Here is a 14,080-nt window from a genome sequence, read left to right as displayed (position 1 = left end):
TATGGCGAAGTTCTTTCCTTTAGGTCAAGTAATGGGCTTCATCTTCTCTCTTGTATTAACAGGAATTGCGATGTTAGTGTATTTCACAGATATGTCATTCACAACAGGTATGATTGTTCTTTTAGTAACAGCGTTTATACAAGCTGGATTACAGTTCATCGTATTCATGCATGCTGGTGAAACAGAAGATAAATGGTCAATTTATTCAAATATTTTTTACGGTCTTGGTTTAGTAATTATGACAGTTTTAGGTACACTTTTAATCCTACTTTGGGATATGTAATTTTCTGAAACGCTCTAATTTAGTTGAAATATTGTTCAAAATACATTAGACTAAATGGAGAATAATTATTAAATGCTTTGACCGGGAAAAGTAATTATGTGAATTTGTTTTAGGAAATGTGAGCCGAGACTGCAAGCTTACGTACAAATTGCATTATGAAGTTCACCCCGCGAGCAGCTTCCGGGAGCCAGTATTGGTGAAAGGATAGCCGGCGTAATGAGTCGTTAGCTCAAATGAAGTGATTGCATTTTTGCAATAACTAGGGTGGTACCGCGAAACTCGTCCTCGTCCCTTTTTTAGGGGGCGAGGTTTTTTTGTGGGCCTAAATGGTAACTACTAAAAAACTTATGCAGCTCGCGTTTATATTGAACGCTTGCTGTTTTTCTATTTAAGGAGGAAATCAAAAAATGGAACAACAATTAACGAAATTAGAACAAGAAGTTTTAACGAAGATTGCAGAAGCTGCCGATTTAAAAGCATTAAATGAAGTTCGTGTCGCTTATTTAGGTAAAAAGGGACCGATTACCGATTTACTAAAAGGAATGGGTAAGCTTTCTGCTGAAGAACGTCCAAAAATGGGCGCTCTTGTGAATACTGTACGTGAAAATGTAACAGCTCAACTAGAGCAAAAGGTCGCTTTACTTGAAGAAGCAGCTATTTTAGCACAACTAGAAAATGAATCAATTGATGTAACATTACCAGGTGCACAAGTACGCATCGGGAATCGTCATCCATTAACACGTGTAGTAGAAGAAATTGAAGACTTATTCGTTGGTATGGGTTACGAAATCGCAGAAGGTCCAGAAGTCGAAAGAGACTACTATAACTTCGAAGCATTAAACTTACCAAAAGGTCATCCGGCTCGTGATATGCAAGATACTTTCTATATTACAGAAGAGCTATTATTACGCACGCATACATCACCAGTGCAAGCACGTACAATGGAAGCGAAAAAAGGGGAACATATTCGTATTATTTGCCCTGGTAAAGTATTCCGCCGTGATGCAGATGACGCGACGCATTCACATCAATTCATGCAAATTGAAGGGTTAGTAATTGGCGAAAATATCCGCATGTCTGATTTAAAAGGAACATTGGATGTATTAGCTAAGAAAATGTTCGGTGCGGAGCGTGAAATTCGCTTACGTCCATCTTTCTTCCCGTTCACAGAACCATCAGTTGAAGTAGATGTGTCTTGCCATAAATGTGGTGGTGAAGGCTGTAACGTATGTAAAAAGACAGGCTGGATTGAAATTTTAGGTGCGGGTATGGTTCATCCAAACGTGCTTGAAATGGCTGGCTATGATTCGAAAAAGGTTTCAGGTTTCGCATTCGGTATCGGTGCAGAGCGTATTGCAATGTTAAAATATGGGGTGGATGATATTCGTCATTTCTATACAAATGACACGCGTTTCTTATCACAATTCCATCAAGCAGAAGTGTAAGGGGGAAGAAATAAATGTTAGTATCATTAAAATGGTTAAGCCAATATGTTGATGTTGATTCATTAACAGCCAATGAGTTAGCTGAAAAAATTACGCGTGCAGGGATTGAAGTAGATGCAGTAATCGACCGTTCACAAGGGATGACAAATGTTGTTGTAGGTCATGTTGTATCAAAAGAAAAACATCCTGAAGCGGATAAATTAAATGTGTGCCAAGTAGATGTTGGGGAAGAAGAGCTTCAACAAATCGTATGTGGTGCACCAAATGTTGATGCGGGGCAAAAAGTAATCGTTGCGCGTCCAGGAGCAAAATTACCAGGTGGCATTAAGATTAAAAAAGCAAAATTACGCGGTCAAGAATCGAACGGAATGATTTGTTCATTACAAGAGCTTGGCATAGAAGGGCGTCTTGTACCAAAAGCGTATGCAGAAGGTATTTATGTATTACCTGCTGACAGCGTTCCAGGAGCGGATGTTTTAGCGTTATTTGGCTTAGACGATACGGTATTAGAACTTGGTTTAACACCAAACCGTTCGGATGCGATGAGTATGCTAGGTGTTGCGTATGATGTAGCAGCGATTTTAGGGCAAGATGTGAAATTACCAGAAATTACGTATGCAGCTGCTTCAGAAAAAGCTACGGATTTATTAAAACTTCGTGTTGAAAATATTGAAGCAAACCCAATGTACGCAGCAAAAGTTGTAAAAAATATTGAAGTGAAAGACTCACCACTATGGCTACAAAGTTACTTAATGGCAGCAGGTGTACGTCCACTAAATAACGTAGTCGACATTACAAACTATGTACTAATGGAATACGGTCAACCTTTACACGCATTTGACTATGATCGTTTAGAAACGGGTGAAATTGTTACGCGTCTTGCAAAAGATGGTGAAACGATGACGACGTTAGATGACCAAGAGCGTAAATTAGCGAGTCACAACCTTGTGATTACGAATGGTTTAGAAGCAGAAGCCATTGCTGGTGTAATGGGCGGAGCAAAATCAGAAGTAACAGATGCTACGAAAACAGTCGTAATTGAATCGGCTTATTTCAATCCTGCATCAGTTCGTCGTACATCGAAAGAAATCGGTGTACGCTCGGATTCGTCAGCTCGCTTTGAAAAAGGTGTGGATCCGAATCGTGTGTTACTAGCAGCTGAACGTGCAGCACAATTACTTGCGGAGCTTGCAAATGGTGATGTATTAGAAGGTACTGTTTTAGTAGATGAGCTAGATAAAACGCCTGTACGTATTGTCGTATCACCAGATTTCATTAATGGTCGTTTAGGAATGAAAATTTCTTTAGAAGAAATGTTAGACATTTTAGCGCGTTTAAAATTCGATGTGGAAGCAGCGAATGGCGTATTAGTAATTGATGCACCAACGCGTCGTGGAGATATTAAAATTCCAGAAGATATCGTAGAAGAAATTGCCCGTATGTATGGTTATGATGAAATTCCGATGAGCTTACCAGCGGGTGATCAACCAGGGAAGTTAACCGCGTACCAAGCAGGTCGCCGTATCGTTCGCAATGTCATGGAAGGCGCAGGGCTTTACCAAGCAGTTACGTACTCATTGACTTCTTCAGCAAATGCACAAAAATTTGCATTAAAAGAAGAAACGACAACAAAATTATTAATGCCGATGTCTGAAGATCGTTCAACATTGCGCCAAAGCTTAATCCCACATTTAGTGGAATCAGCAAGCTATAACGTAGCTCGTCAAGCTGATACAGTAGCTTTATATGAAGTTGGTTCTGTCTTCTTTGGTCAAACAGCGGAGGGCACACCAGTTGAAGAAGAGCATTTAGCCCTTGTATTAACAGGTAAATGGATTGATAATAGCTGGCAAGGTGAAAAGAAAAATGTCGATTTCTTCGTTGCAAAAGGAATGATTGAGGCTGTCTTTGCAAAATTAGGATTAACGAACCATGTGACGTATGCAAAAGCAGTAGTAGATGGTTTACATCCTGGACGTACAGCTGAAATTTTACTAGATGGCGAAAAAATTGGGGTTCTTGCACAATTACATCCACAAGAGCAAAAAGCAATGGATCTTAAGGAAACGTATGTAGCAGAACTAAATTTACATGCGATTTTAAAAGCGGCAAAAGAAGAATTAATTTATTCGGTAGTGCCTCGTTTCCCAGTAATGACACGTGATATTGCTCTTGAGCTTGATCGTACAGTGCCAGCTGGTGAAATTGTTGCAATTATTGAAAACGCCGGTACAAAATTATTAAAAGATGTGAAAGTATTCGATGTTTATGAAGGGGAAAAAATGACAGAAGGTAAAAAATCAGTTGCCTTCTCATTGAAATATTTCGACCCTGAACGTACATTAACAGACGAAGAAGTAGTAGCAGCTCACAATAAAGTATTAAAAGCATTAGCCGTGGCCGGTGCAGAAGTACGCTAAATAATTAAACAAAACTCCGATGATTTTCTACTCAATCATCGGTTTTTTTGTGCATATTTTCTCATCTTTTGTATTTTGGACTTGCTGGTTTTACGATTAATCCTTCAATACGTTGGGCATTCTGTACATATCGAGGCAAAAAATAGAGGGGGATTTTGATGTTCAGAAGAAGGGGAGGAAAAGGGGAGGGTTTTAATGCGTATGAAAACCTTCAACAAGAAGAGAAATCTCTTTTTCCAAAATTAACGGACAACCTATTTTTCATTCGAAATTCACTCGTTCATACGGAAGATTTGATTATTCATCAAATATCCGAAACGGAATCGCTCTTTTTTATTGAATCTTTAGTTGATTCAAAAGAGATTTCTGATAAAGTTTTAACTCGCATTATGGATCGTGACAATGAAATCGTATGTGATCAAAAAATAACGAACCTTTATGAAATGACAAATTTACTTTTAGATGGTTACGCTTTGTTTATTTCAGAAAGTAGGACCTATGCAGCTGCTTTCAATTCCGCAGCACTAGAAAAGAGAACGATTCAAGAGCCTTTAAGTGAAAAGATATTAAAAGGTTCACATGCAGGATTTATTGAGAATTTAGATACAAATATTCAATTAGTTAGAAAGGCCGTTAAAAATCCTAAGCTATTGGTAAGGTATATGACGCTAGGAGAAAGATCCCGCACAAAAGTTGCCGTCATCTATTTAGAAGATTTGGCCAACGATGATATCATAAATGAATTATTTCGCCGATTATCTTACGCGAAAGTAGATTATATACAGTCACCAGGACATATTCAGGAATTTATTGAAGACGAAACCTATTCTCCTTTTCCGCAAATGTTAAATACGGAACGACCTGATCGAGTCGTAGCTAATTTGATGGAAGGAAGGTTTGCCATCATAGCTGATGGGAGTCCAACGGCTATGATTGCACCGATAAATTTCTTTGCTTTTATACAGACTCCGGATGATTATAATAATCGTTGGCTAATTGGTACCTTTTTAACGTTATTCCGAACGATGAGTATAATGATTGCGATTGGATTACCTTCTTTATACATTGCGGTCGTTTCCTTTCATTACGAAATAATTCCATTTGAACTCGTCCTTGCTTTAAAGGGAACGTTAGAATTTGTCCCCGTTCCGCCCATTATAGAAGCTGTGTCTATGCTTATTATTTTAGAACTTTTAAGTGAGGCAGCTACGCGTTTGCCAAGTCCAATTGCCCAGACGATTGGTGTAGTAGGTGGATTAGTTATTGGAACAGCGGTAGTTGAAGCGAATTTAGTATCGAATTCTATGGTTGTGGTCGTTGCGCTTACAGCAGTAGCCTCCTATGCACTTCCTATTACAGAGATGGGGACAACCATTCGCTTGCTTAGTTTCCCTCTCATGGTGGCCTCCTCTTTATTTGGTCTAGTTGGGATTGTGTTTGGATTAATGATTATTTTACTTCACCTATGTAAGCTGGAATCCTTTGGTACACCTTATTTTACGCCATTAGCTCCTTTTAAGTTTTCTGAAAACAAAGATACAATAATTAGGCTTCCGCTTTGGAAATTTATCAAAAGGCCAACTGGTCCACGTCCAAAAGATATTGTAAGAACAGGTCACCCTAGGGGATGGAAAAAAGATGAATGAAAAAAGCATTTCTCAAAAGCAATTATTTTTTATGGTTTTACAGTCCCAAATAGGGATAGGGCTTCTAGCACTTCCCTCCAATGTTTTTGGTCATTCCCAAAATGATGGATGGATGTCTGTCCTGTTGGCAGGGGCTAGTATACAAATATTAATTTTGATACTGTGGACTTTACTTAATGGATTTAAAGGCAAGAGCATTTTTGAAATCTCGGTCATTGTATTTGGCAAATATGTAGGGAAATTTATTAACATTTTATACACCGTTTACTTTCTGCTTGTTATGGCTTTATTAGCGCTTCTGTTTGCAAATCTTTTAAAAGAATGGATATTAGGGTATACACCGTTTTCAATTCTACTCTTGATTATACTGGCAACAGCAATCTATATAGGAAAGAGCAATTTGCGGGTGTTGGCTCGATTTTATATGTTAACCGCTGGAGTAGTCATCATTTCCATCGTACTTCCTTGGTTCGCCTTCACATTCAATTTCGAATGGGCCTATTTATTTCCGATGGGACAATCGGGAGTGGGGAATATTACGATGGGAGCCCATGATGCCATTGTAGCCATGTTAGGATTTGAGATAATTGCAGTCGTTTTACCTTTCGTGGAGGGGACGTATAAACAATCATTAAAAAGCGTCTCATTGGCAAATATGACGGGGACCTTGATGTATGTTTATTTTACGATTGCTTGCTATCTAATATTTAGTCCTGCGGAAATTAAGATTATTTCAGAACCTGTATTATATTTATTAAAAGCAGTGAATTTCCAATGGGTTGAGAGACTCGATCTAATTTTCCTATCGATTTGGATTATACCAATGACAACCTCCCTTGTAACATATTTTTATTTATCAAGTAAAGGTGCAGCGTATACCCTACATAAAGGGCAAAGAAAGTACACCATTTGGTACTTGCCGCTCATTGTGTTTATTTTAGGTTTATTTCTTTCTTCCGAGTTCGAAATGAAACAATTTAGTAAATATATTACTGCTAGCAGTTATATCTTTACTGTATTTTTTCCACTCCTTACTTTACTTGTGTCAATAGTAAGGAAAAAATACAACTATAGGAGTTCATCTGTATGAAAAAAGGAATGCTCATCTTGATCGTTATGAATGTATGGTTATTAACGGGCTGTTGGGATGTACGGCTATTAAAAGATAATAGCTTAGTAGTAGGGATAGGTCTAGACGTAGAAGACGATGATAAAATAATGAATACATCCGTCATCAGACAAATCAAACAAGACAGTGGGGGGACAGGAAAGCCTGCTACGGCAAACGTTATTTATAGTGCTGCTGGAAATACATTGCGAGAAACGCGGACCTACATTGAAAAGCAGCTTGGTGGAAAATACGCATCGAATAAAATGCAAGTTCTAATGCTTGGAGAGGATTTAGCGGGAGAAGATATTCTTCCAATTATAGATGTTTTTTATAGGGATCCAAGAAATTCCTTAGGGGCAAAACTGGTCGTTGCTGAAGGCACTGCTAAGGAGCTCCTTAATATGAAAATGTCAGAGGATGTTTTTATTAGTGAAAAAATATTTAAGGCTTTAATAGAAACAGAAGAACAAACCCTAATTCCTGGTGTTTCGATTCAATCTGTTTGCCCGGATTTATTTGACCCAGGGATAGATTTTGCGCTGCCGTATATAAAAACAAAAAATTCAGACACTTTCGATGTAGCTGGAATGGCTCTTTTTCATGATACGAGCTTCACAGGTACAGTATTAGAGGGCGAAGATGGAACAGTCTTGTTATATTTGAATGGAGAACATGGGGCAAGTTCAACGTTAAGCTTCAATGTCAATCCAGAAGAAGAACAACGTCAGAATCAATTCATCACGACTAATGCTTTTTTAAAGGATCAAAAGTTAAAGGTAAAAGTCGATAAAAGTCATAATGTTTCTGTTGAAATTAATGTGAAATTAAATGTTACAGTAGTAGAATATCCGAAAGATCATTTATTTGATCATGAAAAAGAACTTAAATTGAATAAGGAAATTTCTAAGCAATTAACCGAAAAAGCAGAAAAGGTCATTGAACAATTACAAAAAGCCAATTGTGATTATTTTGGAATTGGTAGGGAACTAATGGCTTATCATCCTGAAACGTGGAAGGAAATCGATTGGCCTAACACGTTTCCTACGATTGATATAAAACCTAATATAGAAGTGGAAATAACAGGGACGGGTATTCTTAAATAAGTGTTTTTACCGTTTCGTAAAAAAAAGTGATACGAGAAGTCAAGAGTTAATTACTCTTGTCTTCTTGTATCACAGACGGTTTTTTAAAAATGCCTATAATCGTAGCCGCTAAACCACTCACGACATGAATAATTCCGAATGTATAAAAGTTTAGAAAAACATGATTCGTATATTCATTCAGCGCAGGAAAACCGTATATTTGCGAATCTTTTGTATGTGTATTGCCACCAAGTGAAGCGTACACATCATTTTTAAACTCGATTGCATAAAAAATGAGCACCATAAGTAGTGCGACGCCAAAAATTAAATAGATGAGGCGCATCAATTGATCACGTGCCTGGCGCGATGTTACTAGGAAAAAACGATATGTAGTAAACAAGCTTAACAGAATAAATGGTACAGCAAGTGCTAAGCCAAGTGCGCCAAGATTTCCGGCTTGTGCAACATCATCTGGTTTCATTGTGAAAAAGTGTTGAATAAGCATCACACCGAATAAACTAATGCCCATACTAATGAGCCAACTAAGACGTAACATTGTGAATCCTCCGTTTCTAGTTAACACTATACAGGCTAGTTGCTTCCCTTTCAATGGAAGAAAAGCGTCCTTTCTAGCTTAATTTCAAGTATAATGAAAGAGAAATGAGGCAAAGGGGAGGAAATGTTATGCTTACGACAGAAGAAACGGTATTAGTGTTAATTGATATTCAAGGAAAGCTAGCTCAAATTGTGGATGAAAGTGAATTTGTAATCGACAGCATTTCAAAAGTGGTACAAGGAGCACAAGCGTTACAGCTACCTATTTTATGGCTAGAGCAATACCCGAAAGGTTTAGGGCCAACTGTGGAAAAAATTTCACAACATTTAACGGGCATTAAGCCGATTGAAAAAATAACATTTAGCGCTTATGATACGCCTGCATTTGTAGAACAATTAGAAGCAACGGGCAGAAAAAAGGTATTGCTTGCAGGTATTGAAACGCATATTTGTGTGTATCAAACAGCCGCTCACTTACTAGCAAATGGCTATGAGGTGGAAGTATTAGCAGATTGTGTGACGTCACGTACAGCTGGAAATCGCGAAGTAGGCGTTCAAAAAATGCTTCAATTAGGGGCAAAGTTAACAAGTGTCGAAATGGCATTATTTGAAATGCAGCAAATTGCGAAGGGCGATGCATTTAAAACGATAAGTGCGTTAGTGAAATAAAGCTGAAAGGATAGTAGAGCTTGGGAATTTGCTCTAGCTATCCTTTTTACCACGTTTTTTAGTGCAACACCGAAATCGGCTAGTTTTCGATATATTTTGGCGAGTAACGCTTGAAAATTGGCTAGTTTACGGAAAATTTTGGATAGTTACTGAATGAAAATATGAGATGAAACAAAAAAGTACATCACTAAATATTAGTGACGTACTTAAACTTTTTACTATTTAAATTGCGGCAATTTTTTTAACGCCAAACATACAGGAATGGCAATTAACATACCAACAGCATTTTGCACTAAGTTTCCTGGAATTGAGGCTAGAGGCATAACCCAATTTTTAAAGATAACGAGCTCACATACATAATAGCCTAATAACATAAATGGAACAGAACTAATAATTGCAATTACATTAAAAATAGGACTTTTCCCTTTACGGCCACCTGACCAGGCGATTTTCCCGACAATATAACCTTGCACACCACGTGCTACTAACGTAAATGGCGCCCATAAAGTCCAGCCTGAAAATAAATCAAATAACGCCATCCCCACTGCACCCGCAATGGCCCCTTTCTTCGGACCGAACATAATTGCAGCGATAAATAACATACCTGTACCCAAGTGAACCAGTCCGCCATTCGCTGCGATTGGTAGTCGAATATTAATGAAAAATGTTGCAACAAATACAAGTGAGATGAGCAGGCTCGTTACGATTAAGTCGTATGTTTGATTGCTATTACCATATGCCATAGGACTAGATTTTAATGGTTCTGCAGCAAGTATTACATTTGAGTTTCTCTTGTTCGAACCTGGGATTAAAGGTTCAGGCGTCACGGTATGGAAAGTTGAATCAGCTTGATGATCGTTTGCGGCTGTATAACTTTTTGTTGTTTGCATCAGTAAGCACTCCCTTTGTTTTGTTTTAATTGCTCTTAATATTATCAACAGTCTGACATTTGTAAAAGTGCCAATTAAATAATAAATGTTAAGGTCAGAGGGGAAACTGAAAAATCCCCACATGCCATTAAAGGCATATGAGGATTTCAAATGAAAACTTATTTAGTATAGTTATCGAAGTAACCTTGGATATAGATCATAGGCGTACCTTTATCACCAGAACCAGAAGTTAAGTCAGATAAAGAACCGATTAAATCCGTTAATTTACGAGGAGTTGTACCTTGAGCGGCCATATTCCCTGTTAAGTCTTCTTCTTTATTGTTGATGTAATTTTTAATGGCTGCTTTTAATTCTTCGCCATGTAATTCAGCAAAATCATTGTCTGCTAAATATTTTAATTTAATCTCATTCGGTGTACCATCAAGACCTGGTGTGTAGGCAGGAGATACAACAGGATCTGCAAGCTCCCAAATTTGACCAACAGGATCTTTAAACGCGCCATCACCGTAAATCATTACTTCAACTAATTTACCAGTAGCTGCAAGAATTTTTGATTGAATGTCATCAACGATTGGTTGACAGTTATCTGGGAATAATTTAATACCATCTTCAGTTGATTTATTTGAACCTAATAAGCCGTACTGCGAATTGCAGCCTGAGCCATTATTTGATTCTGATAAAATATTGTCTAAACCAAATACCTTTTCAGCACCGGCAGTAGTTAAAATACGTTTTGTACGGAAACGAGAGTGGATATCACAAGTTAACACGCTCTTCGTATAATCTAAAATCGTTTTGGCATTGTTTGAGAAAATAACTTCTACTTCTGCGCCTTGTTCAATAATTAATTCTTTGTAGTACTCAATATAATCAATACCTGTAAATGTATGTTTTTTGTAGCCGAAGTGACCACGGAATTGTGCTTCTGTTAATACATCTGTCCATGGGTTAACGCCTTTTTCGTCGAGCTCATCAAGTGATACTAAATGGTTCCCAACTTCATCAGATGGGTAGCTTAGCATAAGAACAATTTTCTTTGAACCTTTTGCAATCCCTTTTAAAATGTTAGAGAAGCGGTTACGTGAAAGGATTGGGAAAATTACCCCAACTGTATCATCACCGAATTTTGCTTTTACATCAGCAGCGATATCTCCAATTTTTGCATAGTTCCCTTGTGCACGCGCAACAACTGATTCTGTTACTGTTACGATATCACGATCAGCGATTTCAAAACCTTCTACTTTTGCTGCGTTTAATGCTGTGTCGACAACGATTTGTACAATGTCGTCCCCTTCATTAATAATCGGGCCACGAAGACCTCGTACAACAGTTCCTACTACACGTTCCATTATAATCTCTCCCATCAATGTATGTTTCTATACTTATTAAGTCTTGACTTATTCTTACAAGGTTTACTATACCTTAAATTTATGGTATAAGTAAAATTAATCATTCTAATAACTGATATAAGAGGTGCTTATATGATTGCGAAGCTCGAATCGTATCGGATTTTTAATGTTGTAAGTCGTAATCAAAGCTTTTCGAAGGCAGCGGCAGAATTATATATGACACAACCCGCAGTCAGTCAAACGATTTCAAAGCTTGAAAAAGAACTTGAAACCTTACTTTTTAATCGTACCCCAAAAGGAGTTACATTAACAAATGAGGGCAAGCTTTTACATGAATATGTGAATTCAGCTCTTGGCATTTTAGATGCTGGGGAAGAAAAAATATTAGAATTTAAAAATTTAACAACAGGTCAGCTAAGAATTGGTGTAGGAGATACGATTTCCCGTTATTTTCTTTTACCCTATTTAGAAGCATTTCATGTAAAATATCCTGGAATTAAGTTGAAGGTATTAAATGGTACGACGACTGAAATATTGGCGTTTATTAAAGCGGGAGAGGCCGATGTAGGTATTTGTAACTTACCAATAGTAGATGAACAATTGCAAGTCGTACCGTGTAAGGAAGTTCATGACATATTCGTATGTGGTGAAAAGTATAGAAATTTAACGAAAAAGCCAATTAGTTTGGATATGCTGATGAAGTTACCGTTAATCTTTTTAGAAAAAAAAGCAAATTCACGAAATTATGTAGAAAATTATTTAAAAGAACAAGGGTATTCCATTTCACCTGAATTTGAATTAGGTTCTCATGATTTAGTGTTAGAGTTTGCGAAAATCAATTTGGGCGTTGCAAGCGTGACGAAAGAGTTTGCAATGGATTATTTGGATAAAGGGATTTTGCATGAAGTCCGTTTACAACTAGAAGTACCAAAGCGTAGTATTGGAATTGTTCATTTGAAATCAGTACCACTATCAAGAGCAACGAAAAAATTTATTGCGATTGTTGATCCAGCAATTGCGTATAACTAAGTTAAGAATAAAAGGAGCAAATATATGAGTAAACCATTCCAACAATTTAATTTATCTGAAGAAATCATCCGCGCACTAGGGGATTTAGATTATACAGAGCCAACAGAAATTCAAGAAAGAGTCCTGCCAATTGCACTAAATAAAGAAGATATCATCGCAAAATCACAAACTGGTAGTGGGAAAACAGCTGCATTTGCGATTCCGATTTGTGAAAACGTCGAATGGTTAGAAAATAAACCGCAAGCACTTGTCCTAACACCGACAAGAGAATTAGCCGTACAAGTAAAGGAAGAATTCACGAATATTGGGCGCTACAAACGTATTAAAGCGACAGCACTATACGGCAAACAGCCATTTCGTTATCAGCAAGATGAGCTGAAGCAAAAAACGCATGTTGCGGTAGGAACGCCTGGCCGTGTACTCGACCACATTGAAAAGGGAACGCTTAAGCTAGAAAAAATAAAGTATCTTGTTTTAGATGAATCAGATGAAATGCTGAATATGGGCTTTTTAGACCAAGTGGAAGCGATTTTATCGTACTTACCAAAAGAACGTGTAACGATGCTCTTTTCAGCAACTGTGCCGGCTGAAATTAAAACATTAGCGTTGCGCCATATGAACCAGCCTGTTGATATTGAAGTGGAGCAAGCGCAGCAAACAGCATCTCATATAGAGCATGTCGCGATGGAAGTACCAGAGGAAGCAAAATTTGACGTATTAAAAAAGACATTAATTATTGAAAATCCAGACAGCTGTATTATTTTTTGCCGCACAAAAGATCGTGTAGATGAAGTACATGACCGCTTATATGATTTAGAATATAGTGTCGACAAGCTACATGGCGGGATGGAGCAGTCTACCCGATTAATGGTAATGGATGACTATAAGCGCGGTAAGTTCCGTTATTTAGTTGCGACAGATGTGGCAGCGCGCGGGATTGACGTGGAAAATATTTCACTTGTCGTTAACTATGACCTCCCACTAGAAAAAGAAGCTTATGTTCACCGGACAGGTCGAACAGGTCGTGCGGGATTATCAGGTAAAGCGATTACGCTTGTAACACCTTATGAGCAAAAATTTTTAGCGGGGATTGAAGAATTTATTCAATTTGAGCTTGCGAAAGTCCCACTTCCAACAGCAGAGGCAGTAGCGGCAAACCAAGATGCATTTGAACAAAAAATGGATGCCATGCCGATTAAGAAAAAATCGAAAAGTGCTAAAGTAGATGCACAAATTACGAAGCTCTATTTCAACGGCGGTAAGAAGAAGAAATTGCGTGCGGTAGACTTTGTAGGGACAATCGCCAAAATCCCAGGTATGACGGGAGATGATATTGGGATCATTACGATTTTAGATACATCAACCTTTATCGAAATCTTGAATGGTAAAGGCCATTTAGTGTTAAAGGCAATGAAAACAACAACAATTAAAGGCAAGCAAATAAAAGTGCATATCGCGAATAGTAAGTCATTTTAAAAGCATAATAAAAAAGCATTTGCCTCTATTGGGACTGACCCCCGTATATAAGACAGAGGTCAAAAAAGCATTTATCCAACCAGTTGTCGGTATTGAACCGGCGACTGGTTGTTTAATTTCGCTTG

Annotated in this window: 12 protein-coding genes and 1 other annotated feature; of the genes, 9 read left to right on the top strand and 3 right to left on the bottom strand. The window is 37.8% G+C overall.

The features are described 5' to 3' along the window. The first annotated feature begins 1 nt into the window (after position 1). The 6 genes from qoxD to ACQKIH_RS05815 all read left to right on the top strand — a co-directional run bounded on the left by qoxD (position 2) and on the right by ACQKIH_RS05815 (position 8,008). On the top strand, positions 2-283 hold the full coding sequence (gene qoxD / locus ACQKIH_RS05840; RefSeq protein WP_057989754.1) for a cytochrome aa3 quinol oxidase subunit IV: 282 nt from the start codon (positions 2-4) through the stop codon (positions 281-283). A 68-nt stretch (positions 284-351) separates the two neighbouring features. Further along, positions 352-579: a binding site (T-box leader), on the top strand. A gap of 111 nt (positions 580-690) precedes the next feature. Beyond that, positions 691-1,728 carry a phenylalanine--tRNA ligase subunit alpha gene (gene pheS / locus ACQKIH_RS05835; RefSeq protein ID WP_427764080.1) on the top strand — a complete coding sequence of 346 codons (1,038 nt, stop codon included), beginning with the start codon at positions 691-693 and terminating at the stop codon, positions 1,726-1,728. Positions 1,729-1,742: 14 nt separating this feature from the next. Further along, positions 1,743-4,148 (top strand): phenylalanine--tRNA ligase subunit beta, encoded by a 2,406-nt coding sequence (gene pheT, locus ACQKIH_RS05830; protein WP_427764078.1) that lies wholly within the window; start codon positions 1,743-1,745, stop codon positions 4,146-4,148. Positions 4,149-4,306: 158 nt separating this feature from the next. Next, a complete protein-coding gene (locus ACQKIH_RS05825) occupies positions 4,307-5,794 on the top strand; it encodes a spore germination protein (protein WP_427764075.1) in 1,488 nt (495 codons plus the stop codon). Then, positions 5,787-6,884, top strand: coding sequence for a GerAB/ArcD/ProY family transporter (locus ACQKIH_RS05820; protein WP_427764073.1), 1,098 nt, complete (start codon positions 5,787-5,789; stop codon positions 6,882-6,884). Before ACQKIH_RS05825 ends, ACQKIH_RS05820 begins: the two co-directional genes overlap by 8 nt. Further along, entirely contained in the window at positions 6,881-8,008 is a 1,128-nt protein-coding gene (locus ACQKIH_RS05815; protein ID WP_427764070.1) for a Ger(x)C family spore germination protein, read from the top strand. The genes ACQKIH_RS05820 and ACQKIH_RS05815 overlap by 4 nt, the downstream gene beginning before the upstream one ends. Before the next feature lie 46 nt (positions 8,009-8,054). Here ACQKIH_RS05815 and ACQKIH_RS05810 read toward each other — a convergent pair whose 3' ends face one another. Then, a complete protein-coding gene (locus tag ACQKIH_RS05810) occupies positions 8,055-8,543 on the bottom strand; it encodes a nucleoside-diphosphate sugar epimerase (RefSeq protein WP_427764068.1) in 489 nt (162 codons plus the stop codon). A gap of 128 nt (positions 8,544-8,671) precedes the next feature. Here ACQKIH_RS05810 and ACQKIH_RS05805 point away from each other — a divergent pair, with 128 nt between their 5' ends. Beyond that, positions 8,672-9,211, top strand: coding sequence for a hydrolase (locus ACQKIH_RS05805; protein WP_427764065.1), 540 nt, complete (start codon positions 8,672-8,674; stop codon positions 9,209-9,211). Positions 9,212-9,429: 218 nt separating this feature from the next. Here ACQKIH_RS05805 and ACQKIH_RS05800 read toward each other — a convergent pair whose 3' ends face one another. Both ACQKIH_RS05800 and ACQKIH_RS05795 read right to left on the bottom strand, forming a co-directional pair. After that, positions 9,430-9,954 carry an ECF transporter S component gene (locus ACQKIH_RS05800; RefSeq protein ID WP_427764322.1) on the bottom strand — a complete coding sequence of 175 codons (525 nt, stop codon included), beginning with the start codon at positions 9,952-9,954 and terminating at the stop codon, positions 9,430-9,432. Positions 9,955-10,259: 305 nt separating this feature from the next. Then, the gene (locus ACQKIH_RS05795) at positions 10,260-11,450 is read right to left on the bottom strand and encodes a coenzyme F420-0:L-glutamate ligase (RefSeq protein ID WP_427764062.1); all 1,191 of its coding nucleotides are present in this window, start codon (positions 11,448-11,450) and stop codon (positions 10,260-10,262) included. Between the two features lie 132 nt (positions 11,451-11,582). On the opposite strand from ACQKIH_RS05795, the gene ACQKIH_RS05790 reads away from it, so the two are divergent. Together ACQKIH_RS05790 and ACQKIH_RS05785 are read left to right on the top strand one after the other, a co-directional pair. Continuing rightward, positions 11,583-12,479: a LysR family transcriptional regulator gene (locus ACQKIH_RS05790; RefSeq protein WP_427764059.1), complete on the top strand. Its 897-nt coding sequence runs from the start codon at positions 11,583-11,585 to the stop codon at positions 12,477-12,479. Positions 12,480-12,503: 24 nt separating this feature from the next. Beyond that, the gene (locus ACQKIH_RS05785; protein WP_427764057.1) at positions 12,504-13,955 is read left to right on the top strand and encodes a DEAD/DEAH box helicase; all 1,452 of its coding nucleotides are present in this window, start codon (positions 12,504-12,506) and stop codon (positions 13,953-13,955) included. Positions 13,956-14,080: the final 125 nt, after the last annotated feature.

The sequence above is a fragment of the Solibacillus cecembensis genome (assembly GCF_050272495.1).
In the GTDB taxonomy this organism is placed as follows: Bacteria; Bacillota; Bacilli; order Bacillales_A; family Planococcaceae; genus Solibacillus; species Solibacillus cecembensis.
The sequence above is the reverse complement of the archived record's forward strand: the minus strand, read 5'-3'. Positions and strand labels throughout refer to the sequence as shown.